The organism is Hydrogenobacter sp. T-2, from assembly GCF_033971325.1.
Lineage (GTDB): Bacteria > Aquificota > Aquificia > Aquificales > Aquificaceae > Pampinifervens > Pampinifervens diazotrophicum.
This window is the reverse complement of sequence record NZ_CP117180.1, coordinates 1,576,033-1,602,211: the sequence shown is the minus strand read 5'-3', so window position 1 is coordinate 1,602,211 and position 26,179 is coordinate 1,576,033. Positions and strand designations below refer to the sequence as shown.

The following is a 26,179-nucleotide window of genomic DNA, read 5'->3' as shown; positions in this document are numbered from 1 at the left end:
ATGGCGGTAAAGGAAAAAGTTTGGACTTACGAGGACTATCTCAGCCTTGAGGAAGAGAAAAGGTATGAGATAATTGACGGAGAGCTACTTGAAATGCCAGCACCAAGCCTAAAACATCAGAAGGTTATTTGGAATCTTGCCTATGTCTTTAGGAGGTATCAAGAGAAAAAAGACTGTGGAGATTTTTATCTTGCTCCAGTGGATGTGGTTCTTTCTGAAGAACACGTAGTCCAGCCAGACCTTGTGTTTATCTCAAAGGATAGGCTTTCTATAGCAAGGGGTAGAGGTATATTTGGCTCTCCAGACCTTGTGGTGGAAGTGGTCTCTCCTTCTACCTTCAAAAGGGACACGGAGGACAAGAGAAAACTGTATGCCAAGTATGGTGTAAAGGAGTATTGGCTTGTGTTTCCAGAAGAAAGGGTGGTGGAGGTGCTTACCTTGGAGGGAAATGAGTATGAAGTTTTCTCCCACGCCTTTGAAAGTGGAAAGGTTTGTTCAAAGCTCCTCGAGGGCTTATTCCTAAATTTAGAAGAGATTTTTTAAGGAGGTAAACCATGGCAACACTTGGGCCAGCGGGTTTTTCACCATATTCTGTGGCTGTTTATGAGGGTGTTTTGAACCCTCCAGCTGGCAAGGCTCTAATGTATAACGAAATAGTGGACGAAGAGCTTGCCATGAGAGAAGCTGCCAAAGCTATGCTCACAAGACCTAACCCCACCATATTCCCAGGTCCTCAGGTCCTCTACGGTTGGAACGAAGAGGCTAAGGAAAAGGCAAAGTTAGTGAAGAAGATGGCACAGGTTCTTGGTGCAAAAATAATCCCCATGTATGACTACAGGCCCAAATATCCTAAGATAAACCCAGCAGTGGAAATAAACCCTAACCATCCCAACCTTACCATATGGCACAACAAGATAAAGGCATGCATATTCATAGGTGTGCATTGCCACTATGCAAACGTCGCCTTGAAGATAATAAGGGCGGAGACAGACTGCTATACCATAGCCATGTGTAGCATGGATGGACACGAAGATGCCATGATAACCCTCAGAGACCAACATGTGGAAGAGGTGGAAAAGTTCATAAGGATAGCAGAGGAGGTAAAAAGGGAGCTTGGAAAATGAAAACTCAGGACAAGGTCTGGACTTACGAGGACTACCTTAGCCTTGAGGAAGAAAAAAGGTATGAGATAATTGACGGGGAGCTACTTGAAATGCCAGCACCCAGCGTTAGACATCAAGAGATATCTGGTAGGTTGTATGTGAAACTTTTCAACCATATAGTGGAGAGCTCTCTTGGGAAAGTCCTTTACGCTCCTATAGACGTGGTGCTTTCGGAGAAGGACGTTCTCCAGCCAGACCTTGTGGTGGTGCTTAAGGAGAACTTGTCTATAGTTCAAGAAAGAGGCATCTTTGGTGTTCCAGACCTTGTGGTGGAAATTGTGTCTGCCAGCTCTTACAAAAGGGACACAGAGGACAAAAAGAAACTATACGCAGGCTATGGTGTAAAGGAATACTGGCTTGTGCTTCCAGAGCTAAGGCTCATTGAAGTGCTTACCCTTCAAGAGGGCGAATACAGGGCTTTCTCCTTTGCCTGTGAAAGGGGCAAGGTGTGTTCAAAAGTGGTTGAGGGTTTGTGTGTTGACCTTGAGGAGGTCTTTCGGTGATAAAAATCAGCTTGCTTATTATAGCCTTTTATAAATTTAAAACAAACTTCTGCAGGAGGTAAGGTCATGCAAACATCTACCGAGAGAGTTATATACAACAGGGCAGGACAGAGGGTGGTCTCACCTGACTACCTTCTTTTTGAAGCACCCAGAACCAAGCACTTTATGACGGGTTCTGAGGCGGTAAAAGAAGCAGTAAAGAGGGCTTCTGTAGATGCCTCTGTTTCATATCCCATAACTCCCCAATCAGAAGCTGCACACCTTATAGGCGAACTTTGGGTTGAGGGCTATGTGGGTGTATACTTTAGAGGTGAGTCTGAGTTTGGCGTTATGTCTGAGGTGGCAGGGTGTGCTTTGGCAGGTGCAAGGACTATAACCACTACCTCTGGACCTGGAACTCTTAGGGCTTTTGAAAACTTCCCCATGTGGGCGGGGACAAGGATACCAGTGCAACTTGTCTTGATGGCAAGGGGTGTAAACGCACCACTTTCTATACAGCCTGACAACCTTGAAGTGGGCTTTTTGCTTGATACTGGTTGTATGATATGGTATGCGGAGAACGCACAAGACCTTTTTGATATGATATTGGCTGGTTTTGTGGTGGCGGAGCAACCTTCTGTGCATGTTCCTGTTGTAACGGTTGTGGACGGCTTTTTTGTCTCTCATACCCGTGAAGCAGTTATGCTCCCACCAGATGACATAGCCCTTCCACCCTATAACCCATACAAGGCACCCATGCCCGTCATAGACGCAGAAGTGCCACCGGGAAGATTTCTAAGAGACCCCTTTGTAATGAAGTCTAACTATATATCCTACGCAACCCATGCCAGCTGGCAGTGGGAAGTGAGGTCTGCTATTGAAAGGTCAAGACCCTTTGCTAAGCACTACCTTAGAGGTCTTATAGAGGAGTTTGGAGACCCATCTGCGGAGCTTGTCTTTGTGGCTTGTGGCACTGCGGCCGCTCAGTCAAAGGAGGCGGTCAGGCTTCTTGAAGAAGAAGGCATAAAGGCAAGGGTTATCAAGCTAAAAACCATAAGACCCTTCCCCATAGAGGAGCTAAGGCAGGCGGTAAAGGGTGCTAAATACATCTTTGTGCCAGAGTTTAACGTGGTGGGATGGCTTGAAAGAGAAGTAAGAAGATATCTTTACGCATACTCTGACGCAGAGGTTATAGGTGCACCAAGGGTAGCAGGTGGAATGACCATGCCTGCGGAGGTTATAGTCAAAGAAGTTCTTAAACTTACAGGAAAGGAGGTAAAGCATGTCATATAAGATTTACGAAATAAACGAAGACCTTTTGGACGTGATGCCTCAAGAGATAAGAGACCTTCAGTTTAAAGCTACCTGGGGCAACCCCAAGAGGGGTGTCATGGACTTGCCCTATTCGAAGGAGCTAATAGAGGAGCACTCTCTGTGTGCGGGATGCCCTGAGTCCATGGCTCTCAGATACATTCTTGCCTCTTTGCCAAACCCCGAGGATACCATAATAGTTAACTCTACAGGATGCACCTCCTTGGTCTTTCCTCATATAGCCCTTCATACTGTCCACTCTCTCTTTGGAAACCAGAACGCAGTAGCCTCTGGCATAAAGAGGGTGCTTGAGTGGAGGTTCCCTGACAAGGTCAAGGATGTGGTAGTGCTTGCCGGTGACGGTGCCACAGTGGACATAGGTCTTGACTGCACCCTTCAGTCCTTTTTCAGACAAGAGAAGATAACCACCATATGCTTTGACAACGAGGTATATGCCAACACAGGTGGTCAAGAGAGCGGTTTGACGATGAAAGGTCATGTCTTTAAAATGGCACCTAAAGGTAAGCAATGGGACAAAGTTCCCATGTGGCAACTTGCCATAGACTCAGGATGCCACTATGTGGCAAGGCTTACCGTGTCCTCTCCCAAAAGGGTAGAAACGGTCATAAAGAAAGCCATATACGTGGCAAGAGAAGTAGGACCCACATATGTGCATCTGTATACTCCTTGTATTCTTGAGATAGGTCTTAACTCTGACGACGGTCTTGACGAGATGAGGCAAAGGGACAAGGAAAGGTTTGCCTTCTTTGAGTATGTTTCTGAGCCTGCAAAAGAGGTCATTGAACGCAAAAAAGAGGAGGGCTTGCTATGACAAGGAGAAGGGTAAACATTCGTATGCCAGCCCTTGGAGGTCAAGGTGCAGTTACCGCTGCACACATAATAGCCACAGCAGCGGACTATGAAGGCTATTATGCAGTCTCTAACCCCTTCTTTGGTGCAGAGAAGAGAATGGCACCCGCAGAGAGTTATGCACGCATAGGAATGGAACCCATTTACGACAGAGGTGAAGTAGTATACCCAGATGTTATCATGGTCTTTCACCCTCAAGTTATCACCATGGGTAAATCCTACACCATGCCCTTCTACTCTGGCATAAAGAAAAAGGGTCTTATTATCATAAACACAGAGGAAGACTTGCTTACCGACGAGGACAAAGAAAGACTTGAAGAGCTTGAGGTAAAAGTATTTAACTTCCCTGCTACCAAGTTTGCTATAGACATAGCAGGCACAGAGCTTTCCACCAATATGGCTATGATAGGTGCCCTCTTTGGTTCCATAGGTGCGGTTGGTGTTGAGGCTATAGAAGAGGGTATAAAGTCAAGGTTCCTCAAGAAATTCGTAGCCTCTGGTGGAACCGCTTCTTTGGACTCTGCCCTTGAGAGAAAGTTCAAGAAAAAGTTAGAGCTAATAGAGAAAAACCTCAACACCGCAAAGGCTGCATATGAGCTTGCTCAAAGATGGGCACAAGAGCAAGGGCTTGAGCCTTTCCTTCCTCCTCCTCCCAAAAAGGTGGCGGTATAAAACTCGGGGGCTTTGCCCCCATTTCTAAAAACTTGACATGTCATTAAACTAAGGTATAAAATTTAGGAATGGGGCGGGTAGTGAACTTTCTAAAATCGGCGGTTTTCCTTAGTCCCTTAATAATTGCCCCAGCATCCTTCTCCTGTCCTAAGGGTTTGCCTAAGATTTCCTGGAGCTATGAGGTTTCTCCGAAGAGGGGTAAGGAGTACAGAAGGGTAGATGTGGAAATAGTGAAAATAGAAAAAGTAAGTAGTATTTTGCCAGACGACAGACTGTCTTATAAGGTGTTCATTAGTCCTGAGGGCTTTATTAGAGTGGAGGTTCTTAACAAAAGTAATGAAACAATAAGAGATGTGGTAATATCTCATAGACTTGAAGGTAGCTTAGAAGGTTTGGTGAAAGCAAGACGAATAATTTCCAAGAATCCCCTGATAGTGGAAGATTTTATAACAGCTCCTTATAAGTTGGAGGGTAAAAATCTATACATAGGCGTTCCAGTAGTGCATGCAGGTGAACAACTACAACTTGAATACAGCGTAAAAGCCTCGGTCATATACAAACCGCATCTTGTTTCCCCAGTGGTCAAGAATGAAGAAACTCGGGAAAAGGTAGTGAAAAAGTATAGCTTTTACTTTCCTATAGGTAAAGTGGAGCTAAGGGATAAGTTTATTGAAAAATTGATGGTGGAGATAAATTTGCTTCCATCCGACGAAGAGTATAAAATAAGGGTAAAGGGTTATGCGGACTCTGTTGGTAATATCCATGCAAACGAACGAATAGCAAAAGAGAGGGCTATGAGTTTAGTTAAGACTCTTTCTACCAGGAATCTTGCCTGTATTGAAAATCCGCACTATGCGGATACTCTTACAGGCACACCTCTTGAGGCTAAGTAGGCTTTTAGCTCTGGTATGCTTATCTCTCTAAAGTGAAAGAGAGAGGCCGCAAGGCATGCGTCCGCACCACCAAGAACAAAGCCATCGTAAAAATGCTCCATTGAGCCAGCCCCACCCGAGGCTATAACGGGTATGTTTACAGATTCAGAAACAGCCCTTGTTAGCTCTATATCGTAGCCTGACTTTGTCCCGTCCATATCCATAGAAGTTAACAGTATCTCACCCGCTCCAAGACCTTCCACCCTCTTTGCCCACTCAATAGCGTCAATACCTGTGGGAGTTCTACCACCGTGTATGTATACCTCCCAGCTGTTTTCACTTCTTTTTGCATCTATGGCAACCACAATACACTGAGAGCCAAACCTCTTTGCACCCTCATAGATGAGCTGAGGGTTTTTCACCGCAGAGGTGTTTATTGAAACCTTGTCCGCACCAGCTTCTAAGAGTTTTCTCATATCCTCAAGGCTTGAGACACCACCACCCACGGTAAAAGGCATGAAAACTTCCTCCGCTACCTTTCTTACAACCTCAAGGGTTATTTTCCTGTCTTCTGCAGAGGCAGTTATGTCAAGAAAGACCAGCTCATCCGCCCCTTGCTCCTCGTAGAGGCGGGAAACTTCCACAGGGTCTCCTGCGTCCACGAGGTTTAAAAACCTCATCCCCTTTACCACCCTTCCTTTGTCAACATCAAGACAGGGTATTATCCTCTTGGCTAACATGTTAGCCTCTCTGGAGCTTTTTGTAGATATCGCCAAGATATATGCGGTAGTATATGGGTCTGCCATGAGGGCACACTTCCCTATTCTCAAAGGAAAGCCACAGGTTTAAAAGCTCTCTTGCCTTCTTTTGGTCAATCTTGTCTCCTGCTTTTATGGAAGACCTACAAGCCTTGTCCTCTTCCATCTTAAGAACCTCGTAATTATACCTTTCTGAAAGCAAATGCTGGTCAAAGAAATAAAGATAATCTCCCAACTTAGCCACGATTAGCGTGTTATCTATTATACCAATAAACTCTGGTTCTGTTTGGTATTCTACCCTTTTTTGAGATAAAAAGGCAGGTGTGTGTTTGTGCCTTGTTTCCAGAAAGGACTTTATGAGGTTTTTTAAATTACCTTCCTTGAGGATTTTCACTTCTGTTTTCTTAGGATGGATGTTTACATCCAAAAGGTAGGGAGGCACCCGCACGTAACAGAGCACCAAACCAGTCCTGCCCCACGCTTTTCTAACATACTCAGACAGGCTCTTGTTCTGCACAGCTCTACCATTTACAAAAAGGAAAAAATCTTTTCCCTCTCTGTTTAAGGGAAGTAGTAAGTCAACTTTAAAGGATTGCTCTTCTTTTGTTATATGCTCCAACTTAACTTGAAAAACTTCTTCCGCTCGTTCCTTTATATCCATAGCAGGCTTGAGATGGTATATTTCTTTTCCTTCCGCTCTCAAGCGAAAGGCGGTCTTTGGGTTTGCCAAGGCAAGGGCTTTAAAAACCTTGTATACTTTCCTTCTTTCCATGTCTTCCTTTTGTAGAAAGGCACTCCTTACAGGTAGGTTGTAGAAAAGGTCGTAAACTTCCACATGTGTTCCCACGGGCATGCCGACAAGTTTTTCACTTACTACCCTCCCGCCCTCAACTCTTATCTCTTTACCCACCTCTTCCTGAAAGAACCTTGACCTAAGAACCATCTTACTTACAAGGCTGATGGCATGAAGGGCTTCACCTCTAAAGCCATAAGTGGAGAGGCTTTGAAGGTCTTCAAGGCTTATTATTTTGCTGGTTGCACCACTCATGATAGCCCTGTGTATGTCCTCTGATGGTATTCCTGTGCCGTTATCTCGCACGCTTATATACCTCTTGCCACCCTTTATCACTTCCACATCCACAAGGGTAGCACCCGCATCAAGGGAGTTTTCCATGAGCTCTTTGACGCATTCCGCTGGACTTTCTATAACCTCTCCAGAGGCTATGTGGCTCTTTACCTCTTCTGGCAGAAGATTTATACGCATAAGGATATAAGATATGCAACTTCCTTAATGTGAGCTCCGTCAGGATAATCCACCAAGTTAAGGTTTAACTTTTTCTATGGAGGAAAGGATGCCAAATAGACTTATAAACTCAAAAAGTCCCTATCTGCAAAAATCTGCCCATCAGCCTGTTGACTGGTATGAGTGGTCCGAGGAGGCTTTCCAAAAGGCTAGGCAAGAAGACAAACCTATTTTGCTCTCCATTGGTGGTGTGTGGTGTCATTGGTGTCATGTGATGGCTCACGAAAGCTTTGAGGACCCAGAGATAGCCAAAATAATAAATGAGAACTTTGTGCCTATTAAGGTGGACAGGGATGAAAGACCAGACATAGACAGAAGATATCAGGAAGTGGTTATAGCCCTTACAAACTCCGGCGGTTGGCCCCTCACAGTGTTTCTAACGCCCGAGGGGAAAGCCTTTTTTGGAGGCACATACTTCCCACCAGAAGACCTATGGGGAAGACCAGGCTTTAAGAGTTTACTACTTAGGATAGCACAGCTTTGGAAGGAAGACAGAGCACGCATACTCAAGTCCGCAGAGAGCATATACGAAAGCCTTATGAACTACAGCAAGCAAAACTTCAAAGACCCAGTGGACCAAGACCTACTCCAAAGGGGAATATCCACACTACTTGCCAACATAGACTACCAATGGGGAGGTATAGGGTCTGCTCCCAAGTTTCATCATGCAAAAGCCTTTGAACTTCTCCTATATCATAACTACTTTAATCCATCACCTCTTTTGCAAAGGGCTATAACAAGCTCACTTGACGCCATGGCTAAGGGAGGAATATACGACCATCTACTTGGTGGCTTTTTTAGGTATTCTACCGACGAAAAATGGCACATACCACACTTTGAGAAGATGCTATATGACAACGCAGAGCTTTTGAGCCTATACTCCATAGCCTACAGGGTCTTTGGTAAGGAGCTTTACAAAAGTATTGCGGAAGGCATAGTAAACTACTATAAGCTCTACGGTTATGACCCGCAAGGAGGCTTTTATGCCTCTCAAGATGCAGACATAGGCGTGCTTGATGAGGGAGGATATTACACCTTTACGCAGAAGGAAATTGAGAGCCTCCTTAGTCCAGAGGAGCTAAGGGTTTTTAGCCTATACTTTGGTCTGGCGGACATGCCTCATGAACCACATAAGAAGGTGCTTTATGTATACATGGAGGAAGATGAGGTCTCAAAGGCAACAGGCTTAAGCCCTCAGGAAGTGAAAAACCTTTTAGAGTCTTCAAAGAGGAAACTCCTACAACACAGAGAAAAAAGGCAGATACCCTACATAGACAAAACCCTCTACACTAACTGGAACGCACTTATGGTGTGTGGACTGTGCGATTATTGGAAGACCTTTGATGACCCATGGGCTTTGGAATCTGCGGAGAAAACGGTAAAGAGGATACTAAACCAGTATTACAAGGATGGTATGCTCTTTCATACAGAGGGTGTGGATGGCTTTTCTGAAGACTACATTTTCTTCTGCAACGCACTTTTATCCCTCTATGAGATAACTCAGGACAAAACCTACTTAGAGGTCGCAGTGCGGATAATGAAAAAAACCATAGACCTCTTTTGGGATAGGGATGGGTGGGGATTTTATGACGTCGCAAAGGAGGAAGGCGGGCTTTTAAAGATTAGACTTAAAAACCTCCAAGATACACCCACCCAATCGGCAAACGGGTCCGCAGGCTACACACTACTGCTTTTGGGAACACTTACGGGAGATACCACCTTTATAGACTACGGGGAAAAAACCCTGCAGGCTTTTTCAAGGTTTGTAAGGGAAGTGCCTATGGTGTCTCACTCTTACCTTATAAGCCTGTATGCCTTCTTAAAGGGCATATACAAGGTGGAGACAAGGGATTTCTTTGAAGATTCCCTGAGGCTTTTCAGACCCTTTAAGTTTGTCCTTCGCTCTGAGGTGGAAGGGTTGATAATATGCGAGGGGCAAACCTGCCAACGGTTTGACAACCTTAACGAAATCTTAACAGGCAAGGGTTAATATATATTACAAAGGAGGTGAAAGCAATGCTCATAAGCTATGAAACTAACAAAAGCGTTGATGAGGTAAGGCAAGCCATTGAAGAGAAGGCAAAAGAGAAGGGTTTTGGAGTTATGGCGGTTCATGAAGTTTCAAAGGTCTTGGAGAACAAAGGCGTGCCTATAAGCTACAAGTGTGTAATAGTTGAAGTCTGCTCTCCAAAACATGCCAGCAAAGTGCTCTCCACAGACCCATACATATCCACCGCCATGCCATGCAGGATAGCCATCTTTGAAGAGAACGGCAAGACGGTGCTAAGCACCATAGCTCCTACTGAAATGCTTTCCATGTTCGAAAGGACAGACCTGGAAGAGATAGCTCAAGAGGTGGAGGAGCTCATGGAGCAGATAATGGAGGAGTGCCTATGAAGGTGCTTAGTGTAAAGGACAAGAAGGTGGCAAAAAGGTTAACAGACAGACTTCTAAAAAAGGGTCTTGTGGTTGCACAGGCGGAGAAGGAAGAGGACCTAAAAAAGGACTTGCCCAGAAAGGCGGACGTGGTTATCTTGCTTTCAGAGGGTGTATCCAAAACTCTTGACTAATTCTGGTCTCTTCTTCCAATCTGGCTTTACCCTTACAAAAAGCTCAAGGTAGACCTTCCTGCCTGTTATAAGCTCCAACTCTTCTCTTGCCATCTTGCCTATGGACTTTAGCCTCTGCCCGCCCTTGCCTATGACTATAGGCTTGTAGTTTTCCCTGTCTACTACAATGTCCGCCTTTATGACAAGGACGCTCGGGTCGTGCTTTCCTTCAGAAACTTCCGTTATAAGCACCGCCACGCCCTGAGGGATTTCTTGGTGAACCTTTAACAAGACCTTCTCCCTTATTATCTCTGCAGCCATAAGCCTAAAGGGTAGGTCTGTGACCATATCCTCGGGGAATAGTGGCTCACCCTCTGGAAGGTATTTTATTATGGTCTTGAGAAGCTCATCTGTGTTATAGCCCTTTAAGGCACTTATGGGTATTATCTCTTTTATTTGCGGATACTCCTTTGAAAGCTCTTCTGCAAGAGGTAAGAGATTTTCTACACCTCCTACCTTGTCCACCTTGTTTATAAGGAGGAAAACAGGTTTGTTTTCCGCATAGGGCTTTATGTATTTTTCAAAGACTTGCCTATCCTCATCTCTAAAGCCGTCCTCCGCATCTATCATAAAGAGTATAAGGTCCGCATCCTCCAAAGAGGTGCTTGCGGTCTGCACCATAGCCTCTCCCAGTGCATCCCTTGGTCTGTATATGCCAGGGGTATCTAAAAAAACTATCTGTGCCTGCTCTGGTATGTTTTTCACACCAAGCACCCTTATGCGTGTAGTCCCTGGCTTTGGAGATATAATGGAAACCTTCGTGCCTAATATTTGGTTTAACAATGTGGATTTGCCCACGTTTGGTTTGCCCACGATAGCTACATAACCAACCTTCATTAATAGCTATTATAAGCCAAGCTCTGCAATAATTAAAAGCACTATTCCCAGTAAGATTACCGCAAAAGAAGCACCAGAAGCGTAAACCTTTGAAGGAAGCCTTTTAGCTAAAAGTCCACCCGTTAGTGTTCCAAAAACAAGCCCTGCAAGACCCATAGCTATAAACTGCCAGTCAAGAGAAAGTAGGTCAAAGTTTTGATAAAAGCTAAGCCTTATGAGTATATTGGAAGTAAAGTAAAGATTAAGCATAAGCCTTATGGAGTATGGGTCAAAAAGGTGCTGACTAAGGAAAACGAGGGGTGGCGGTCCTCCCATACCCATAAGCCCTGCAAAAAGACCACCAAGAAAACCCACAGGAAAAGCCATATGTCTGCCAAGCCTGACTTTTAAAAGCCCCCTCTGGACCAGCAGGTTATAAACTCCCAAAGCGAGGATAAAAGCTCCTATGGTGAGTTTTAGGGTCTTTGTGTCTGCCTTGTCCAAAAGATATGCACCTAAGAATATTCCTGGCACTGAACCTGCTATTAGAGAAAAGAGTAGCTTTGGCTCTATTTTTCCCTTCCTGTTTTGATACAAAAGGCTGAGAGTTCCAAAGAGGTTGAAAATGGCAGAGGACACAACCACCATCTTGGGGTCATACAACATGGAAAGAATACCTATTATGAATATCCCAGCTCCAAAACCTGTTATAGATTGAAAAAACCAAGCAAAGGAGACAACAAAAAAGGGTATCATTTACCAAAAATTGACTTTATAAAGTTTATAAACCCTCCAAACCTTCTCTTAAACTCCATGCGTAGGTTTTCTACCCATTCACCTATTCTGCCAGAGGTTTTTGAAAGAAGGGACTTATCCCTTATGTGGTCTGTGAAGAGAAACTCTTTTAGCACTTCGTTGGTCTCCTCAAGAGCCCTTATAAGGCGTTTTAGCTCCTCTTTGTTTTCAAAGTTTGCCTTGTTTATGGCTTGCTCAAGGCTTTTGAGTATACCTTCAAGGGCACTATCAAAACTTGCATTCCTCGCCTGTGTATCTGTGGGAAACTGGTTTATAAGTTCCACCAGCTTTGACTTTAGCCTAAAGCGGTATTCGGAAAGCAAGGAGGGAAAGGGTTCCTTTGAAGGCAGGTCTTGGAAAAACTCCTCCACTATTAGGACAACCCTTTCCTCTATGCTATATATCCTATCCATTAGTCCGTCTCCGTGTGGTGTTCCTCACCAGTTGGGGCTTTTTTGCCTTCCTCCAAGTCATAAAAGCGTTCCTCAAGCTTTTTGAGTATTTTAGGCAGTGTGGTGTATTCCATCTCTTCTGAAGGCAGTCTATGAGGTTCAAATATCCCTTGACGCCTGAGGATGTCTGCGATTATCTGGGCTTGTTCTCTTGCCTTGTCAAAGGCTGGGTCATCAAAGAGGTCTCTTGGACCTATGAGTTTGCCGTTGGCTATCTGATATCCTGCGGCGATAACCCTTGGAGGTCCGTCAAACCTTGAGGGAGTGGCATGCCTGAAGGATACGGGCATAAGGGGTCCATTGTGAGAACCTCTCATCCAACCCTCCACTATCCAAGGTCTTGCAAAGGGCTCAAGTATCTCACCTATGGCAGGAAAACCGGACTGAGACCTCACTATCATAACAGGGTCATCTTTGCCCACATACTTGCCAGCGATTAAGGAAAGCCTTTGAGTAGAGGCAACCGCGCCTATTTCTCCGTCAGAGTTTCTCCAAACACTTTTTACCGCATAGCGTTCCACAGTTCCAATAAGTGCAAGAAGGTCATACAGCTCCGTTGGTGTAGAGAGCTTTACCGCCTTGCCGGTGAAGGTATCAAGCACCTCAAAGGTAAAGCCATCATGCATCTTAGGGTCTATAACAAGACCTGCACAGACCATGGGGTCAGCAAACATCTCGTAAAGGGGTAAGCTCCACGCGCTTGGTGCGGTCTTGTCCGCAAAGAAGACTATTACAGGTTCAGAGGGTCTTTCTTCAAACTCCATCTCCGCCACACCAGGACCCATACCCTTCACATTGCCAGAAAAGGTATCAGAAAGCAGGTCTTGACCTGCACCGTAGAGCTTGAGCCTTTTGGCTACCTGCGTTCCCTCTTCAAAGGCTTTCCAAGCTATACCATGCACAAGCTCACTATCCACTCCATGCTGGTGGGTCATCACAAGAGCAATATCATCGCCACACACAAGCACCTGACAGTCAATGAGGTTTCCCTTCTCTACCTCCCTTAAACCTATCTCCTTGACCTTTTCCACCACCTCAGGATGTGCGGAAGAGTGCCCCACATAACCCCCTATGTCTGCTTTTATCACGCTCAAAGTTAGCCTCATGACTACCTCCTTTGTGTTTTACTTTTTATATTATAACATCTCATGAAGCTCTTTATAGTGGAAAGCCCTACAAAGGCAAAAACCATAGCCAAGTATTTAGGGAGAGGTTGGATAGTTAGAGCTACTCTGGGTCATATAAGGGACTTGCCAAAGGATAAGCTCGGAGTGGAGGAGGAGACTTTAAAGCCAACCTTTGTATGGGTAAGGGGTAAAAGGGAGCTTATGGAGAAGTTAAAGGCTTTGGCTCGCAAGGCAGAGTCCATATACATAGGCACAGACCCAGACAGAGAAGGAGAAGCCATAGCCTACTTTATCTATAAGGAGCTTGAAAACCTTAAAAAGCCCATAAGTAGAGTAGTTTTCTATGAGGTTACTCCTCAAGGTATAAGGTCCGCTATACAAAAGCCTACCACTATAAACCAAAACCTTGTAAAGGCACAGTTTGCCAGAAGGGTGCTTGACAGGCTCATAGGTTATAAGCTCTCTCCCTATCTGTGGAGAGCCCTCAGCAGAAATACCCTCTCGGTGGGAAGGGTTCAATCTCCTGCCCTAAGGCTTATAGTGGAAAGGGAAAGGGAGATAATGGCTTTTAGAAAAAAGGAATACTACTACATAAAGGTGGTCTTTGAAAAGGATGGTGTGGAGTTTTCCGCCTTTTGGGACTATAGGTTTGAAAAGCCAGAAAATGCCAAGCCCTACCTTGAAAAGTTAAAATCCGCCCTTTTTGAGGTCCTAAGCTATGAAGAGAAAGAAGAAAAACATGAACCTCCAAAGCCCTTTATAACATCAAGTCTTCAGACAGTAGCCAGTGGGGTCTTAAAGGTCGGTGTGGAGCAAGTGCAAAAGATGGCTCAAAAACTCTACGAAGAGGGTTATATCACCTATCCAAGGACGGACAGCTATAGGATGAACCCACAGAAGGCAGAGGAGTTTATGAAATACATTGAAAAAACTTACGGAAGGGAGTATGTGGGTAGGCTAAGGAAGTTCAAAGAAAAGGAACTCTCTCAGGGTGCTCATGAATGTATAAGACCCACAGCACTAAAGGTCCCACCTCTTAAGGGAAAGGAGTTAGACCTCTATATGCTTATACTAAAGAGAACCCTTGCAAGCCTTTCAAGCCCTGCGGTCTTTCTCAAAAAGAAGGCGCTCATAGTGCCCATATACGAAAAAAGGAAGGGTGAAGATATGAGGTTTTTAGCTAAAGGTTCAGAGCTTGTCTTTGATGGATATTTGAAAATTTACCCAGAAGAAAAGGAAATGGTAAAACTACCACCTTTGAAAAAGGGAGAGGTTCTAAAGCCCAAAAAGATATTACTTGAAAAGAGACAAACCCAGCCACCACCAAGATACACAGAGGGTTCTTTGGTTAAAAAACTTGAGGAGCTTGGTATAGGCAGACCCTCCACCTATGCGACCATAGTAAAAACCCTAAAGGAGCGAGGCTATGTGGTGGAGGAGAAGGGACACCTAAAGCCTACAGAAATAGCCTTTGAGGTGGCGGACTTTTTGCAGGAAAACTTCCCAAAGGTAATAGACTATACTTTTACAAGCCAGATGGAAGAGGGTCTTGACAAGGTGGAAGAGGGTCAAAGGGACTGGCGTGAGGTGGTAAGAGAGTTTTTCTCACAGGTCAAATCGGGGCTATAATTTATAGTTTCAGATGGATACCATTCTTGATAAGTTCAAAGGTGTTATCCTTGGTAGTGCCATAGGTGATGCTATTGGCAAAAGTCTTGAGGATGTGCCTTTGGCAGATGTGCTTGAGTTTTATGGTGGCAAGGTGAATTGCTTTGTAGAGCCTCATCCTCTTAGTCCCTCTGTGGGTCTTGAGCCAGAAAAAACTTCTGATGAGACCACCATAAGTGTGCTACTGGCTCAAAGTATAGTGGAGAAAAAATTCTTAGACCCTTACCACTTTTTTGAAAAGCTCAGAGAGTGGGCGAGTAAAGAAGAAAGCCACAGATATCCAGACCCTGCACTGATTACCGCCATAGACCTTATATCCTCTGGAGTGGGTCTTGAGGATGCGGGGCTTGTATCTTCCTCTGTGGAGGGAGTGCTCAGATGCGTAATAACTGGGCTTTTCCACTACTACAATCCATATATTGCTGTTGAGGCTGGCAGGCTTGTAAGCTTAATTACACACAGAAGCAAGGAGATATACGATGCCAGTGCTTTGGTTTCTGCCCTTGTTAGCTACCTTGTGCTTGAGAGCTTTGACCTAAGAGACCCAGTGGAGAGGTTTGCACTCCTTGAAAGCCTTAAAAACTTTCTCAAATACGACAAAAGCAAAAGACACCTTGACAGTGTGAAAAAACTCTTAGAAGAGGAAGCAGACACAGAAGAAGCCATAGAGCTTATAGGAAACTCCACCTATGTTTTTGAAGCCTTGCCTCTTGCACTTTTTATCTTCCTCAGGCATGTGGATGAGCCTTTGCAAGCTTTTTGGGAAGGAGTAAACGCCTGCGGTATGGTGGGAGGGGACACGGACGCCATAGGATACCTTGTGGGGTCTTTTGTGGGTGCATACGCTGGAGCGTGGGCTTTCCCCTTGGAACTTCTTGAAAATTTGGAAAACTACGAGTATTATATTCTTTTGGCAGAAAAACTTTACAATACTACTATGGAATTTCTTGAAAGGAGGAGATGAGATATGGCTTACAAACTCCAGGAAGCCTTTTTAAACACCGCAAGGAAAAGAAGGGTAAAGGTCACCATCTACCTTGTTAACGGCGTAAGACTTCAGGGAAGGATAAGGTCTTTTGACCTTTATACTATTCTTATAGAGGATGGGCGTCAGCAAACCCTTGTTTACAAGCATGCCATAACCACCATAATACCTGCAGAGAGAATGGAAATAGAGTTTGAAGAGGAAGGAGTGCCAGGGGCTGTATAGCCCCCTGTTTTTAAAACATGCCCGGAGGCTTGCCCTTAGAAACCACAAGCCTTTCTACAGGTTGACCACCCTTTAGATGGCTTTGGACTATCTCATCCACATCTGAGGGTTTTACATTTCCATACCATACCCCATCAGGGTAGACCACAACCGTAGCTCCAAGACCGCAAGGTCCAAGACAGCCCGTAGGCGTGACCGCAGTGCTCATAAAAAGCTCTGGGTCCATTTGCAGTTTTTCCATGAGCTTCATGTATATGTCCCTTCCGCCCTTCTCCGCACAAGAGCCCATAGGATGACCCGGTGGTCTTTGGTTTACACAGACAAAAACGTGCCTAAACTCCATTGGATACCTCCTTGAAAGGTTTTGAAAGAATTCTACCAGAGAGTTTGAAAATTTTGTATGAGACTAATCACTTTTTAAGGAGGGGAGGAAGAGCCTCCCCAGAGGAATTTAGAACTTCCAGTTAAGACCTATAGATATGGCGTTTTGGGCGTTTTGGGCAGATACAGTTGTGGGACAACCAGATGAACACGGACCAGAGTCGTAATATATTCCCGAAGAAGTCACTTTCTTGTTAAAGGCGTGCTTGTATGCAAGGTCTATCCCAAAGGTCTTTGTAAACTCATATCCAAGACCGAGAGTTATATGATGTTCTGTAATAGCTGGGAAGCCTACAAGGTTGAAGAAGGCAATGTTAAAGTCCCCAAATGGAGAAGCAAAGTTAGGAATGTTTCTTTGGCTTACAGGAAAGCCTTGAAGACCGCTTTTACCCCTTATGGGAGACTTTCCATAGTTATAACCTGCTCTCAAAGCCAGCTTTTCCATAGGCTTATACTCACCACCAAGGGCTATAACCCATTGGTCTTTCCACTGAAACTCCTTGTAGCCCTTTGCGTTCTTCCAGTTTATCCATCTTATGTCCATACCTACCTTGAAGTTGTTCATAGGCTTTACACCAAGACCAAAGGCAAGCTCTTGAGGCTGAGTGAGTTTTAGGTCTTCAAACCTACCATCGCCATTGCTGTCAAAGACCCTCTTGTAGGTCATGGAAACAGGGCTCTGGTAAGTTATACCTGCATAGACAAAGTCTCCCATGTTATAGGCTAAGCCAAGCTGAAAGCCCATGCCATAGGTCTGAGATTGACCACCTCCGGCGTTCCAACAGGTAGTAGGATCCGACGCGTCTGCACATAAAGTGGCTCCCATATCCAGTGAGCCATAAGCCAAGTGAAGAGCACCTGAAACATATATAGCATCGTTTACTTTATAAGCAAGGGTTGGTATAACACGCATAAACTGAAAGTTCGTGTGCATATTAAGGGGAACAACTTTTCCTGTTGCTGGATCCATCGCAGAGACCAATTTGCTATTGTTCCTATAGTCCACACCCATACCTGAGACACCAAAAGCACCTATACCAAAGGTGAGTTTATCGTTAATCTGATGCACTATACCCACCTCTGGCACAACAAACATGTCCGCTTTGGACCTTTGAGAACCAGAATCTCCCAAAGGATTTTGAACTCTTGCCTTAACCTCAGGCATAAAGAGTATTCCACCAAAGCTTAGGTTAAAACCCTTATACTGGCTCATCCAAGCAGGGTTTCTAAAGATAGAGTCCGTAGGTCCTACTGGCATACCCACACCTATGCCACCCATACCCCTTGAGGCTGGAGATACACCTATAAGATTGTCCCCGTTTGTAGCAAAAGACAGTCCTGCAATTCCTAACAAGGCAGTTAAAGCAATAGCCTTTTTCATAGCCTTTACCTCCCTTCAAAGGTTTTCTTTCACATTTTAATCCGCATAATAGTAGACTTGCAATTCAAAGGACTTATAAGGCTTTAAGCCTATGTTATATAAGAATTTCAGTATATTCCTATAAGTTTTCAATCAAGACAGCTCTATTTTGCAAGCATTCTATAAGTTTTTCTATGCCTTCTCTCCTTACAAAATACACCCTTCCACCCAAAGGAACACCATATTCCTTCATAGGTTTTATTCTCACATATCCCAAGTTTTTACCTGCAACATATCCTGTTACGTAATCTGGGTCATCGCTCCAACATAGTTCCGCTATAACTCCGCAATGTATATTCTTTGTGGCGAGGGCAAGGGCATCAAGAAGTCTTTCAAGGTATGGCTTTTTTAATCCTCTTTCTCTCAAGACCCTCTTGACCTCTTGCCTGTCTTTCCAGTCAACCCTTACAGTTCTTATACCCCTCTCCTTGTCTGGCTCAAGCCGTTCCCCTGTATGAATATCCATTAGCACCGCACCTCTCATATTGCCACCCTTTGGGTTTGCTCCTCTCTTTAGGGTATTGAGTGCCTCCAGGGCTATATCCTCTGGAATGCCTTCCTTTAATAGGCTTTTTATGGCAAAGTTATGGGCTTCTTCTACGCTTTTAAAGTCGTAGCTGTATATGGTAAGTGCCTTTGGAATTGTGTTTATCTCTTCCACCCTCTCAAGGGTTATAACCATCTTGTCATAAGCCTTGGGTCTTTTGATAAGTTCCTTTATAGTCTTTTGAAGGGCGTCAGGTTTTATAAGCCTTTCCGCACCAGATACGTGCTGTCCCTTTAACTCCGCTCTCATACGAAGGCTAAGCATAGCTTCTCCAAAACCTAAAGCCTCTTTTTAGAATTGTAAGCAAGTTTCTACCAGAAAGCATAAGCTCTGGCTTTTTTGAAAGTGAGGAAAGCACCAACTTCCAGCCTTCTTTGAGGTTTCCAAACCTCATACACACATCTCCCACATGAAAAAGAAAATATGGCAAGTATTCCTCTGGAATTTTATCTCTGTAAAACCTGTAAACCGCCATAGTGCCTTCATAAAGCCTGATGCTTTTACTACTTCTTTTCCCATGCTCTCTTATCTTTACCGTGTTAGTATCGCAGATTTCTACCTTTAGACCCTTAAGCACCGCCCTAAGGAAGATTTCCCAGTCCTCTCTAAGCATAAATTGGTCTTTGTATCCTAAAAAGCTCTCTTTTCTGAAGGCGGTAGCGGATGGATAGCCTACTATTCCAGAAAACACTAAAATTTTGTAGTCCTTTGGTATCTTTTTTCTTGAAACTCTCAGAATTTTACCCTCCGAGTTTACAAGGGTTCTCGGAAAACTATAAACCATATCCGCAACCTTTAAAGCGTCCCTTAGTTTCTCCACATGGTTTTTTTCCCAGAGGTCATCATGGTCAAGGAAAAAGACATATTCACCCCTTGCCAAGCTAACTCCAAGGTTTCTTGAGTAGCACCTTTCCATGTTCTTTGGGTTGCGATGGTAATGCACCCAGCGAGAAAATTCACTCTTTACTACCTGCTCTGTTCTATCCGTTGACGCATCGTCTATAACTATTATTTCGTCAACCTTTAGGCTCTGCTCCAGCACTGACTGTATGGCTTGTGCTATGTATTGCTCTCCGTTATAGACTGGTATTACCACACTTACCATAACTTGGAAAACTTCTCCTTTAACTCAAGCTCGTAGAGAAACTTATACTTAAGGAAGGTGTAAAAGAAGGCAGAAAGGGCAACCATAAAGCCTCTTAGACCATCAAGAAAACCCAATTGGACAAAGTATACCTTAATAAAATGCCAAAGAGGATTGAATATTAGCTTATACAACCTGAACCTTTTGCCATCACTTTTCATGATTTCCGCCATTGTATATGCGTAGTGCACCGTTTTTAAATACTGGTCTTTCAGACTTTTGTATGAATAATGATAGAGGTCTCCCTTTAACCTCCCTACACTACTGCTAAATACAGCCCTTTCGTGGAGTAATCCTTCAAACCTTACCTTTCCCTTACGAAAAAGCCTAATCCTCCACTCGGGATACCATGCGTGTTTTAAAAAATCTCCCAAGTAATAAGTCCGTCTGCTAACCATATAAATATCATGCTTTGGGTTTTTGATTGCCTGTCCTATGCTTTCCCTTAGCTCTTTGGAAACTTCCTCATCCGCATCCAGCACAAACACCCAATCTCCGGAGCATAGACCTATGCCGTAATTTAGTTGGTCTGGGTATCCTTTCCATTCTCTAAAAATAACCTTTGCCCCCAGCTCTTTGGCAATTTCCACAGTTCTATCCGTTGAGCCAGAGTCTACCACAATAACCTCATCCGCAAGTCCCTGCACGCTTTTTATGGCTCTTTCTATGTTTTTCTCCTCGTCTTTCGTGCAGATTAAGACAGACAACATTTTAGGCTTATAATTATAAACTATGGGAAAATTAAGGGTTCAAGATGTGGCAAAGGAGCTTGGTGTTCCAGTCAAAGAAGTGAGAGAGGTTCTCAAAGAATGGGGTATAGATAAGGGAAATTTTGCTTACCTTAACGAGGAAGAGCTTCAGATAGTTTACGACCATTTTTCTGTTCCCAAAGAAAAGCCAGTAGAAAATGGAAACAAAGCAGCAGCAAAAGAGGAGACCGTAGTAGTTTCTGAGCCACCTAAGGAAGAAAAGCAAAAAGAAGAAAAAACCGAGCCAAAAAGAGAAGAGAAAAGGCATAGAGACCAAAGGCAAAGGGATAAGAGACACCACGAAAGGGCAAGACAGCCAGCAAGGGAAGCACCGCCTCCAAAGCGAGAGAGGGCGGAGGAAAGGGAGAGACCAAGAAGGACAGAGGAAAGAAGACCCTTCCCAGCAAGGGTTCCTGCACCACCACCTATGCCTCCGCCTCGTGAGCAAAAGGTAGAAGAAAAACCTCAAAAACCACAACCAAAGGAAAAACTCAGTAAAAGTGAAGAGCAAATGCTTAAAAAACTCCAACAGCCAGTGAAAAAGGAAAAGAAGGAAGAAAAGGAAGAGGAAATTAAGATAGTTCAAATTCCTGAGGTGATAACAGTAAGAGAGCTTGCAGACCTTTTGAGGACTCCTCCTAACCAAATAATGGCGGAGCTTCTCAAGAGGGGGATATTAGCTACGATAAACCAGACAGTTCCTTCTGATATCGCAGTTCAAGTAGCGGAAGCTCTTGGATTTCTTGCGGAGATAAAGTCGGAGGAAGTAAAGGAAGAGGAGGAGGCAGAGGCTTTTGAAGAAGGTGGAGAGCCAAGACCTCCAGTGGTGGTGGTTATGGGGCACGTAGACCATGGAAAGACTACACTTTTAGACACTATAAGAAAGACAAGGGTTGCGGAGAGAGAAAAGGGTGGAATAACCCAGCATATTGGTGCGTCGGTGGTGGAGATGCCAGATGGAAGGAGGATAACCTTCTTGGACACACCGGGTCATGAAGCCTTTACTTCCTTAAGGGCAAGGGGAGCTCAGGTTACAGACATAGCGGTTTTAGTGGTTGCTGCGGACGATGGCGTCATGCCACAGACTGTAGAAGCCATAAACCACGCCAAAGCCTTTAACGTGCCTATAATCGTAGCGGTCAATAAAATAGACAAGCCCGGTGCTGACCCTCAAAGGGTAAGGAGAGAACTTTCTGAACTTGGACTAATACCAGAAGAATGGGGTGGAGATACGGTGTTTGTGGATGTTTCTGCCAAGACGGGGCAGAATGTGGAGACCTTGCTTGAATACATACTCTTGGTGGCAGACCTGCTTGAGCTAAAAGCCAATCCAAACAAGCCAGCAAGGGGGACAATAATAGAGTCTAAACTTGACAAGCAGAGGGGTGTGGTGGCAACGGTTCTGGTGCAAGAGGGAACTCTTAAACTTGGTGATATCTTTGTAGCAGGGACTACCTATGGGCGTGTTAGGGCTATGTTTGATGATAAGGGCAGGAAGGTTAAAGAAGCAGGACCTTCTGTGCCTGTTGAGGTGTTGGGCTTTGAAGAGCTTCCCATGGCGGGTGACCAACTTAAAGTGGTTGAGGATGAAAGAAAAGCCAAACAGATAGCGGAGCAGAGAAAACTCAAAAAGGAGCAGATGGAAAAGGTAGCAAAGGGCTTTGTGCTTGAGGAGGTATTTAAAAAGATACAAGAAGGAGAACTAAAGGAGCTAAGGCTCATACTAAAAACGGATACACTTGGCTCTTTGGAAGCTCTGAAGAAGTCTCTCTCTGAACTTTCCACACCTGAGGTCTCTGTAAGAATAATACACGGGGATGTGGGTGGCATAACAGAAAACGATGTTATGCTTGCTAAGGCAAGTGGTGCGGTTATAATTGGCTTTAATACTCGTCCAGACATAAAGGCAAGGGAAACTGCGGAAGCGGAGAAGGTAGATATAAGGCTGTATGGAATCATATACGAGGCTATAGAGGATGTGAAAAAGGCTCTCAAAGGTATGCTAAAGCCTGTGGAAAGAGAGGTGGTTCATGGCACTGCAGAGGTGAGAGCTACCTTTAAGATAAAGGGTGCAGGCACGGTAGCTGGATGCTATGTGCTTGATGGAAAGATACTTAGAAATGCGAGGGCAAGGCTTGTGAGAAACGGTGTTGTGGTCTTTGACGGCAAGATAGAGAGCCTAAAAAGATACAAAGAAGATGTGCAAGAAGTGGCTAAGGGCTTTGAATGTGGAATAAAGCTAAAGGACTACAATGACGTGAAGGTAGGTGATATCATAGAATGCTACGAAGTGAAGTTAGAAAAGCCTCAATAAGTGTTAATGAGATATACCCAAGCATACAAGGAGAAGGGCTTTTGGTGGGAACACCAAGCCTTTTTATCAGACTGCAGGGCTGTAATCTTAGATGCCCATGGTGTGACCAGCCATCTGCCTTAACCTTTAGAGAAACCTCTATAGATTTAAAGGACCTCATAAGGGAAGTTGAAAAGTATCCACACAAGCATGTAGTCATAACCGGTGGAGAGCCCTTTACAGAAGAGTCCTTACCTTTGCTCGTGGAAGAGCTAATAAGAAGAGATAAGTCCCTTCAGATAGAGACAAACTGCACTCTGTGGCAGGATGCCATGGAAGAGCTTGCTCCACAAATTCATATAACCTGCTCTCCAAAGGCTGTTGCAGGCTGGTTTGTGCATCCAAAGATAAGACGGTATGCAAAGGAGCTAAAGTTTGTGGTAGACCAAGAGCTAAGCCTTGACGTGCTTCTTAATTTTTCTGACTTTCTCCAAAGAGAGGTGGTAGTGCTACAGCCAGAGGGTAATAAGAAGGTCTTTCTACAAAAAGCCCTTGAGATGCAGTTAAGGCTTTTGGAGATGGGTTATCAAGTTAAGGTAATCCCGCAGGTGCATAAGTTTCTTGGGCTGAAGTGACCTTCTGAGCGGTAGGGAAGAAGTATTCTACAATTGCAAGATACAACGCCCTTGCGAAGCTATCCTGAAAATCCTTGTCAGACATCATCAAAGCTTCCTGCGGGTTTGTCATAAATCCCACCTCCACAAGGACAGAAGGTATGCCGGGGGTTTTAAGCACAGCAAAGCCTGCCCTTTGTATACCTCTAAAATGCACATCCCTGCCAAGCTCTCTTCTTACCACTTTGGCAATTCTATTTCCAAAGACTACACTCTCGTTAAGCGTCACATCCATGGCAAGGTCTGCCAGCACTGCCCTTGCGGATGTGGGTATATCATCCCTTCCGAAAACAAGGCTTGCGTAGTTTTGATTGTTAACTATCTGCTGACGGCGTCTCTGTGCCGCTTCTGAGGATATGGCAAATATGGTTGTCCCTCTTGCCTCTGGCAGTCTCTGAGGGTGTGCATCCGCATGTATGCTTATAAAGAGGTCTGCCCTGTTTCTTAAGGCTATGTTTGCCCTTTCCTGAAGAGGCACAAAGGTATCATCCCTGCGTGTCATTATAACTCTAAACCTTCCATCTCTTTCAAGGTAATCAGCAAGTCTCTTTGCTATGGCAAGCACCACATCCTTTTCTTTTATCTGCATAAAACCTATAGCCCCTGGGTCGTGTCCCCCATGCCCTGGGTCTATCACTATAACTCTTCTTTGGGTTATCACCTGCCCCTTTCTTACCTCATTAACCACCCTTTCGCCAGAGGTAACCATGCTGGTATGACGCAACATCCTTACAAAGGCAGGGTCTACTATCTCTATAAGTTCGTCCCCTTGCTCCACCCTTGCAATTGCCCTTTCTGTGGATGTGCCTGTGTATATATCTATAACTATCCTGAATGGCTCTTGCAGAGAGAAGGCTTTTATGTCTTGAAATTTTCTTTCAAAAACCACCCTCGTCCCCCATGGATGCTTACCAACTCTGCCTTGCAGGTTTGCAGGAAGGTTTATATTCACATCTTCCATAATATCCACCACAACTCTTTTAGGGTTTTCAAGGGTAAAAACTTTGTAGTCTACGCTTTTGTCCAACTGAAGAACTATACGCTCCTTTTCTGGATACTTTCCTACCCTAACAACAGCCTTCTGAGAAAAGGCAAAGCTCACAAACACACTAAAAATTACCAAAATCCTTAGGAACATGGACCTCCTCCTCCACTTCGGAATACCTTGTTGCCCAGGCAGGCTTTGGAAATCTCACCACCATAGGGTTCGGTATATCAGGCTGGTAGAGTATCATAGTGCCCTTTTTTAACATTATAGCCCTCTGGCGGAAGTTCCCCGTAAGATACTCATATTCTTTACCCAGCACTTCGCTTGAGTCCATCCTTCCCAACACTTTTAGAGCAGAATTTGCCACCACTCTCTTTTCCACCTCACTGGCAGTTTGCTGAGCACCTATGAGTATTACTCCGAGGCTTCTGCCTCTTTCCGCTATATCCAGCACCACATCCTTGATAGGACTCCAACCTTCCTTTGGTGCATACTTATTAAGTTCGTCAAGAACAACAAAAACTTTAGGATAGGGTTTGCCTATGTTCTCTTTCTCTCTGAAGACCCTCTTAAGTATCGACCCAACCACAAACATTTTCCCTATACTATGTAGACTGCTTATGTCTATAACAGATAGGCGATTCCCTTCCCATTTGGGTGGGCTTGATTTATCCCTTATTAGCCTACTTATGTGCATACATGCCCTGCTGAACCTTCTAAAAAAGGCGTAGGCGGTTTGAATCTGGGCATCTCCAAACCAACTTCTGTAGAGCTCTGAGCTTTTGTTTTGCTCCTTGTCTCTTATAGCTTCTTCAAGTCGCACCTCAAGGTCTTCTAAGCTCTCTATGTCTCTTGAAAAGTCATCCAAAAGGCGACCCTCTGGACTATTTTGTGCAAGGAGGTAGAGCTTGTTAGAAATTCTGTCTATCACATAGTGTATATTGGAAACCCCCTCTTCGCCTTCGGTAAACATGAATTTTATAAGCCCCTCTTCTGCGAACTCTCTGATACTCCAATAGAAGGGTATAACGGATTCTTTGTCCAACCTTTCACAGTCGGGAGTATCGGAATAGATGTTAGAAGGTGGCACATAAAACTTTACATTCTTAAAGGGCTCTGCCCTGAGACCCATAGCTTCATAGACCTTTCTGCTTTCTGCGTCAAAGCTTTTGTTCTTCTTATCAAGCCACAGGAGGTCTTTACCTTTAACATTAAAGATTATCCCGTGCACCTTGTCTCTGTCGCTTGCCTTCTCAAGAATTGAATAGAGGAGAAAGAGGGCGTAGGAAGTTTTCGTCGCTATGCCGGACATACCGGATATGCTCACATGAGCCCCTTCCACACCGTTTATAAAGTCGTAGTTTATATAGACCACGTTTCCATTTCTGTCTACGCCCGCAGGAATTTTTTCCTTCATCTGGTCGTAGTATAAGGCTCTTTCAAACTCTTTACCTATCGCCCTGTAAACCGGGTCACCTGGAGAAGGTGGAGCAAAGACCTCTGGCTCTATTCTTGTCACATTAACCTTTGCCACATAAGCTATGTTTACGGGTATAACTCCCTTGCTTACCAGATGAGCATCATAGACAAACTCCGCACCCTCAAGGAATTTTTGAACTTCGTTCACAATACCATAATACTTAACCCTCTTTTCTCCAACCTGACCTTCTGTGTAAAGCACGTCATCTAACTGGACTACCTGTCCTTCCTCCACACCAACCCAAAACTCAAGAGGACTAATAGGCTTTGTGCCGAGAACTATTCCCACCCTCATGCATAAAAATATAATACTTTCACAAGCGGGCGATGGGATTTGAACCCACGACCTTCTGCTTGGGAAGCAGACGCTCTACCCCTGAGCTACGCCCGCTTAGA

At 44.5% G+C, this 26,179-nt stretch carries 28 protein-coding genes and 1 tRNA gene; 15 read left to right on the top strand and 14 right to left on the bottom strand.

Annotated elements, in window-relative coordinates:
* From IAE16_RS09200 to IAE16_RS09170, 7 genes are all read left to right on the top strand, one after another.
* A complete protein-coding gene (locus tag IAE16_RS09200; RefSeq protein WP_323700544.1) occupies nucleotides 1-543 on the top strand; it encodes a Uma2 family endonuclease in 543 nt (180 codons plus the stop codon).
* A gap of 11 nt (nucleotides 544-554) precedes the next feature.
* Nucleotides 555-1,124 (top strand): carbon monoxide dehydrogenase beta subunit family protein, encoded by a 570-nt coding sequence (locus tag IAE16_RS09195; protein WP_323700543.1) that lies wholly within the window; start codon nucleotides 555-557, stop codon nucleotides 1,122-1,124.
* Entirely contained in the window at nucleotides 1,121-1,666 is a 546-nt protein-coding gene (locus IAE16_RS09190; RefSeq protein ID WP_323700542.1) for a Uma2 family endonuclease, read from the top strand. The genes IAE16_RS09195 and IAE16_RS09190 overlap by 4 nt, the downstream gene beginning before the upstream one ends.
* Nucleotides 1,667-1,732: 66 nt before the next feature.
* Complete coding sequence (locus IAE16_RS09185) at nucleotides 1,733-2,938, top strand: transketolase C-terminal domain-containing protein (RefSeq protein ID WP_323700541.1); 1,206 nt, start codon at nucleotides 1,733-1,735, stop codon at nucleotides 2,936-2,938.
* Nucleotides 2,928-3,788: a thiamine pyrophosphate-dependent enzyme gene (locus IAE16_RS09180; protein ID WP_323700540.1), complete on the top strand. Its 861-nt coding sequence runs from the start codon at nucleotides 2,928-2,930 to the stop codon at nucleotides 3,786-3,788. Before IAE16_RS09185 ends, IAE16_RS09180 begins: the two co-directional genes overlap by 11 nt.
* Entirely contained in the window at nucleotides 3,785-4,498 is a 714-nt protein-coding gene (locus IAE16_RS09175) for a 2-oxoacid:ferredoxin oxidoreductase family protein (RefSeq protein WP_323700539.1), read from the top strand. The genes IAE16_RS09180 and IAE16_RS09175 overlap by 4 nt, the downstream gene beginning before the upstream one ends.
* Nucleotides 4,499-4,653: 155 nt before the next feature.
* Nucleotides 4,654-5,391 carry an OmpA family protein gene (locus tag IAE16_RS09170; protein ID WP_323700538.1) on the top strand — a complete coding sequence of 246 codons (738 nt, stop codon included), beginning with the start codon at nucleotides 4,654-4,656 and terminating at the stop codon, nucleotides 5,389-5,391.
* Here the strand turns inward: IAE16_RS09170 and hisF are convergent.
* The gene (gene hisF / locus IAE16_RS09165) at nucleotides 5,349-6,110 is read right to left on the bottom strand and encodes an imidazole glycerol phosphate synthase subunit HisF (RefSeq protein ID WP_323700537.1); all 762 of its coding nucleotides are present in this window, start codon (nucleotides 6,108-6,110) and stop codon (nucleotides 5,349-5,351) included. The genes IAE16_RS09170 and hisF overlap by 43 nt on opposite strands.
* A 1-nt stretch (nucleotide 6,111) precedes the next feature.
* Nucleotides 6,112-7,392, bottom strand: coding sequence for a DNA mismatch repair endonuclease MutL (mutL, locus tag IAE16_RS09160; protein ID WP_323700536.1), 1,281 nt, complete (start codon nucleotides 7,390-7,392; stop codon nucleotides 6,112-6,114).
* Nucleotides 7,393-7,480: 88 nt separating this feature from the next.
* On the opposite strand from mutL, the gene IAE16_RS09155 reads away from it, so the two are divergent.
* Genes IAE16_RS09155 through IAE16_RS09145 form a run of 3 tightly spaced genes read left to right on the top strand, consistent with a single transcriptional unit; the run spans nucleotide 7,481 to nucleotide 10,001 of the window.
* Nucleotides 7,481-9,421, top strand: a complete 1,941-nt coding sequence (locus IAE16_RS09155; protein ID WP_323700535.1) for a thioredoxin domain-containing protein — start codon at nucleotides 7,481-7,483, stop codon at nucleotides 9,419-9,421.
* Nucleotides 9,422-9,447: 26 nt separating this feature from the next.
* Nucleotides 9,448-9,828 (top strand): DUF302 domain-containing protein, encoded by a 381-nt coding sequence (locus tag IAE16_RS09150; RefSeq protein WP_323700534.1) that lies wholly within the window; start codon nucleotides 9,448-9,450, stop codon nucleotides 9,826-9,828.
* A complete protein-coding gene (locus IAE16_RS09145; RefSeq protein WP_323700533.1) occupies nucleotides 9,825-10,001 on the top strand; it encodes a hypothetical protein in 177 nt (58 codons plus the stop codon). The genes IAE16_RS09150 and IAE16_RS09145 overlap by 4 nt, the downstream gene beginning before the upstream one ends.
* On the opposite strand, the gene era is transcribed toward IAE16_RS09145, so the two are convergent.
* The 4 genes from era to fbp are packed head-to-tail and all read right to left on the bottom strand — an operon-like array spanning nucleotide 9,972 to nucleotide 13,209.
* Nucleotides 9,972-10,877 carry a GTPase Era gene (gene era / locus IAE16_RS09140; protein WP_323700532.1) on the bottom strand — a complete coding sequence of 302 codons (906 nt, stop codon included), beginning with the start codon at nucleotides 10,875-10,877 and terminating at the stop codon, nucleotides 9,972-9,974. The genes IAE16_RS09145 and era overlap by 30 nt on opposite strands.
* Before the next feature lie 9 nt (nucleotides 10,878-10,886).
* The gene (locus IAE16_RS09135; RefSeq protein ID WP_323700531.1) at nucleotides 10,887-11,612 is read right to left on the bottom strand and encodes a sulfite exporter TauE/SafE family protein; all 726 of its coding nucleotides are present in this window, start codon (nucleotides 11,610-11,612) and stop codon (nucleotides 10,887-10,889) included.
* Complete coding sequence (locus IAE16_RS09130) at nucleotides 11,609-12,064, bottom strand: hypothetical protein (protein WP_323700530.1); 456 nt, start codon at nucleotides 12,062-12,064, stop codon at nucleotides 11,609-11,611. Before IAE16_RS09130 ends, IAE16_RS09135 begins: the two co-directional genes overlap by 4 nt.
* Nucleotides 12,064-13,209 (bottom strand): fructose-1,6-bisphosphate aldolase/phosphatase, encoded by a 1,146-nt coding sequence (gene fbp, locus IAE16_RS09125; protein ID WP_323700529.1) that lies wholly within the window; start codon nucleotides 13,207-13,209, stop codon nucleotides 12,064-12,066. Before fbp ends, IAE16_RS09130 begins: the two co-directional genes overlap by 1 nt.
* Before the next feature lie 42 nt (nucleotides 13,210-13,251).
* On the opposite strand from fbp, the gene topA reads away from it, so the two are divergent.
* Genes topA through hfq form a run of 3 tightly spaced genes read left to right on the top strand, consistent with a single transcriptional unit; the run spans nucleotide 13,252 to nucleotide 16,108 of the window.
* On the top strand, nucleotides 13,252-14,859 hold the full coding sequence (topA, locus tag IAE16_RS09120; RefSeq protein ID WP_323700528.1) for a type I DNA topoisomerase: 1,608 nt from the start codon (nucleotides 13,252-13,254) through the stop codon (nucleotides 14,857-14,859).
* Between the two features lie 13 nt (nucleotides 14,860-14,872).
* Nucleotides 14,873-15,862, top strand: coding sequence for an ADP-ribosylglycohydrolase family protein (locus IAE16_RS09115; protein WP_323700527.1), 990 nt, complete (start codon nucleotides 14,873-14,875; stop codon nucleotides 15,860-15,862).
* 3 nt (nucleotides 15,863-15,865) lie between these two features.
* A complete protein-coding gene (gene hfq / locus IAE16_RS09110) occupies nucleotides 15,866-16,108 on the top strand; it encodes an RNA chaperone Hfq (RefSeq protein WP_323700526.1) in 243 nt (80 codons plus the stop codon).
* A gap of 10 nt (nucleotides 16,109-16,118) precedes the next feature.
* Here the strand turns inward: hfq and IAE16_RS09105 are convergent, their stop codons facing one another.
* The 5 genes from IAE16_RS09105 to IAE16_RS09085 form a co-directional block, all read right to left on the bottom strand.
* On the bottom strand, nucleotides 16,119-16,451 hold the full coding sequence (locus IAE16_RS09105) for a (2Fe-2S) ferredoxin domain-containing protein (protein ID WP_323700525.1): 333 nt from the start codon (nucleotides 16,449-16,451) through the stop codon (nucleotides 16,119-16,121).
* Between the two features lie 108 nt (nucleotides 16,452-16,559).
* Complete coding sequence (locus IAE16_RS09100) at nucleotides 16,560-17,870, bottom strand: OmpP1/FadL family transporter (RefSeq protein WP_323700524.1); 1,311 nt, start codon at nucleotides 17,868-17,870, stop codon at nucleotides 16,560-16,562.
* Between the two features lie 118 nt (nucleotides 17,871-17,988).
* On the bottom strand, nucleotides 17,989-18,720 hold the full coding sequence (locus IAE16_RS09095; protein WP_323700523.1) for a 6-carboxyhexanoate--CoA ligase: 732 nt from the start codon (nucleotides 18,718-18,720) through the stop codon (nucleotides 17,989-17,991).
* Nucleotides 18,713-19,561 carry a glycosyltransferase family 2 protein gene (locus IAE16_RS09090; protein ID WP_323700522.1) on the bottom strand — a complete coding sequence of 283 codons (849 nt, stop codon included), beginning with the start codon at nucleotides 19,559-19,561 and terminating at the stop codon, nucleotides 18,713-18,715. The genes IAE16_RS09095 and IAE16_RS09090 overlap by 8 nt, the downstream gene beginning before the upstream one ends.
* Nucleotides 19,555-20,310 (bottom strand): glycosyltransferase family 2 protein, encoded by a 756-nt coding sequence (locus tag IAE16_RS09085; RefSeq protein ID WP_323700520.1) that lies wholly within the window; start codon nucleotides 20,308-20,310, stop codon nucleotides 19,555-19,557. The genes IAE16_RS09090 and IAE16_RS09085 overlap by 7 nt, the downstream gene beginning before the upstream one ends.
* Before the next feature lie 22 nt (nucleotides 20,311-20,332).
* Here IAE16_RS09085 and infB point away from each other — a divergent pair, with 22 nt between their 5' ends.
* Nucleotides 20,333-22,663 carry a translation initiation factor IF-2 gene (gene infB / locus IAE16_RS09080; RefSeq protein WP_323700519.1) on the top strand — a complete coding sequence of 777 codons (2,331 nt, stop codon included), beginning with the start codon at nucleotides 20,333-20,335 and terminating at the stop codon, nucleotides 22,661-22,663.
* The gene (locus IAE16_RS09075; protein WP_323700518.1) at nucleotides 22,630-23,277 is read left to right on the top strand and encodes a 7-carboxy-7-deazaguanine synthase QueE; all 648 of its coding nucleotides are present in this window, start codon (nucleotides 22,630-22,632) and stop codon (nucleotides 23,275-23,277) included. Before infB ends, IAE16_RS09075 begins: the two co-directional genes overlap by 34 nt.
* Here IAE16_RS09075 and IAE16_RS09070 read toward each other — a convergent pair.
* From IAE16_RS09070 to IAE16_RS09060, 3 genes are all read right to left on the bottom strand, one after another.
* Complete coding sequence (locus IAE16_RS09070; protein WP_323700517.1) at nucleotides 23,234-24,454, bottom strand: N-acetylmuramoyl-L-alanine amidase; 1,221 nt, start codon at nucleotides 24,452-24,454, stop codon at nucleotides 23,234-23,236. The two genes, IAE16_RS09075 and IAE16_RS09070, sit on opposite strands and share 44 nt — an antisense overlap.
* Nucleotides 24,426-26,078: an ATP-binding protein gene (locus tag IAE16_RS09065; RefSeq protein WP_323700516.1), complete on the bottom strand. Its 1,653-nt coding sequence runs from the start codon at nucleotides 26,076-26,078 to the stop codon at nucleotides 24,426-24,428. The genes IAE16_RS09070 and IAE16_RS09065 overlap by 29 nt, the downstream gene beginning before the upstream one ends.
* 24 nt (nucleotides 26,079-26,102) lie before the next feature.
* Nucleotides 26,103-26,174: transfer RNA gene (locus tag IAE16_RS09060), tRNA-Gly, on the bottom strand.
* Between the last annotated feature and the right edge of the window lie 5 nt (nucleotides 26,175-26,179).